At 63.9% G+C, this 2,208-nt stretch carries 3 protein-coding genes; all 3 read right to left on the minus strand.

Annotated features, from left to right (window positions below; translation table 11 throughout):
• Positions 1 to 46: 46 nt before the first annotated feature.
• Positions 47 to 640 carry an HAD family hydrolase gene (locus tag OC610_RS26090; protein ID WP_264431945.1) on the minus strand — a complete coding sequence of 198 codons (594 nt, stop codon included), beginning with the start codon at positions 638 to 640 and terminating at the stop codon, positions 47 to 49.
• Positions 637 to 1,506, minus strand: coding sequence for an acyl-CoA thioesterase II (gene tesB / locus OC610_RS26095; RefSeq protein WP_249873250.1), 870 nt, complete (start codon positions 1,504 to 1,506; stop codon positions 637 to 639). Before tesB ends, OC610_RS26090 begins: the two co-directional genes overlap by 4 nt.
• Before the next feature lie 101 nt (positions 1,507 to 1,607).
• On the minus strand, positions 1,608 to 2,177 hold the full coding sequence (locus OC610_RS26100; RefSeq protein WP_181289448.1) for a GNAT family N-acetyltransferase: 570 nt from the start codon (positions 2,175 to 2,177) through the stop codon (positions 1,608 to 1,610).
• Between the last annotated feature and the right edge of the window lie 31 nt (positions 2,178 to 2,208).

Here is a 2,208-nt window from a genome sequence, read left to right on the forward strand (position 1 = left end):
GGGAGCGAGCTTGCTCGCGATAGCGATCGATCAGTCAACGGAGCTTTCAAATCAAAAGCATCCGCCGCAACTCCCCGCAATCCCGCGCATGCCAATCCGTCAGCTCCGGCCACGGATTATCCGGCAGGTTCACCAGCACCGTCCGCGCCCCCGCCGCGCGACCGCAGTCCAGGTCGAAACGGTAGTCACCCACCATGACCATCGAGCCGGGCGCCACGGCCCATGCCTCGGCCAGTTTCAACAGGCCACCGGGATGCGGCTTGGGCGGCGCTTCGTCGCGGCCCAACACGTCCTCCACCGCGAAACAATCTGCCAGGCCAATGGCTTCCAGAGTGATGTGGGCCAGCTCGCGAGCGTTGCGGGTCAGGATGCCCAGGCGATAGCCGCGGCCCGCCAACTCTCGCACCAGCTCAACCGCGCCCGGCGCGGGCTTGGAGCCCAGCGCCAGGTCCCGTTCGTGTTCCAGCAACCAGGCGTGCTTGGCGGCTGCTTCTTCCGGGGGCAACGCCGCCAGGTGGGTGAGGATGTCGTCTTCGGCCGGAATCGCCAGGGCCACGCGGATCGCGGCAAAGTCATGCACGGCAATGGTCAGCGTGCCGTCCATGTCGAACACCCAATGGCGAACGTCGGCCAGGCTCATGCCCAGTCCTTGCGATGGCGGATCAAGCCTTCCTGGGTCACCGACGCGACCAGTTGTCCGGCGCGGTTGTACACACTGCCCCGGGAAAAACCACGGGAATTGCCGGCCCACGGGCTGTCCATGGCGTAGAGCAACCAGTCGTCGGCGCGTAGGTCGGCGTGGAACCACAACGCGTGGTCAAGGCTCGCGACCTGCATATCCTTGTGCCATACCGATTTACCGTGGGGCAGCAGCGAGGTGGTCAACAGGCCGAAATCCGAGGCGTAGGCCAACAGGTATTTGTGCAGGGCCGGGATGTCCGCCAAGGCGCCATCGGCACGGAACCACACGTATTTGACCGGATCGGCCGGTTGCGGGTTGTAAGGATCTTTTTCGGTGACCGGGCGCACCTCGATCGGCTTGGGGCACAGCAGTTTTTCGCGCATGTGCTCCGGCAGCAAATGGGCGCGCTGCTGGGTCAGCTCCAGCTCGGAGGGCAGGTTTTCCGGCCCGACGACTTGCGGCATGGTGCTCTGGTGCTCGAAGCCCTGCTCGTCATACTGGAACGAGGCGCTGCAGGTGAAGATCGGGTTGCCCTTCTGGATCGCCGTGACCCGACGGGTGCTGAAGCTGCCACCGTCCCGGACGCGATCGACCTGGTAGACCACCGGCAGCGCCGCATCACCCGGACGCAGGAAATAGCCATGCATCGAATGCACGTGGCGCGCCTCTTCCACGGTCTGGCTGGCCGCCGACAATGACTGGCCCAGTACCTGGCCGCCGAACAGCTGGCGAAACCCGAGGTCCTGGCTACGACCGCGAAACAGGTTCTCTTCGATCGGTTCCAGGGTCAGCAGGTCGACCAGATCTTCCAACACGTGGCTCATTCAGACTTTCCTCACACAGCGCAAAAACCGCGCAGTCTGTGCTGCGGCGGATCGATAATTGGCCCGGGCCATTTTGGCGGGCATTGTAACGTCCGTGTCGGTTAACCGTGCAGGGTCTGCAACCACTGCTCCCGGTCAATGCGATAGAGCACATGGTGACGCAATGGATGACCGACCGCGAGCTTCGGGTGCTCGAAATCATCGGCCGGGTCATGTTGCATGCCAATGGCCTGCATGACCTTCTGCGACGGCAGATTATCGATGGCGGTGAACGCCACCACCTCGTCCAGCCCCAGCCGGTCGAAGGCACAGCGCAACGCCGTCCACGCGGCCTCGCTGGCATAACCCAGGCCCCAGTGCTCGCGCGCCAGGCGCCAGCCGATTTCCACCGCCGGGGTGAAATGCGCGTCGAACCCGACCACGCCCAACCCCGTAAAGCCGATGAACGCGCCCGTGTCCTTGCGCTCCAAGGCCCACAAACCAAAACCATGCTCGGCAAAATGCCCGCGCACGCGGCCGATCAGCGCAGCGCTTTCCAGGCGACTCAAGGGTGCCGGAAAATAACGCATCACTTGCGGATCGGCGGACATGGCCGCAAACGCCGGCAAATCATCGTCGCGCCACTGCCGCAATATCAGCCGTGCGCTTTCCAGTTCCAGTATCGGCTCCATCTTCACTCCCTTTCCATGCCCCAGAGTCTAC

Source organism: Pseudomonas agronomica, from assembly GCF_025917275.1.
Lineage (GTDB): Bacteria > Pseudomonadota > Gammaproteobacteria > Pseudomonadales > Pseudomonadaceae > Aquipseudomonas > Aquipseudomonas agronomica.

Bases quoted from the DNA above. Each gene is read 5' to 3' on its own strand.
- OC610_RS26090 (WP_264431945.1), bottom strand. From the start codon at position 640: ATGAGCCTGGCCGACGTTCGCCATTGGGTGTTCGACATGGACGGCACG.
- tesB (WP_249873250.1), bottom strand. From the start codon at position 1,506: ATGAGCCACGTGTTGGAAGATCTGGTCGACCTGCTGACCCTGGAACCG.
- OC610_RS26100 (WP_181289448.1), bottom strand. From the start codon at position 2,177: ATGGAGCCGATACTGGAACTGGAAAGCGCACGGCTGATATTGCGGCAG.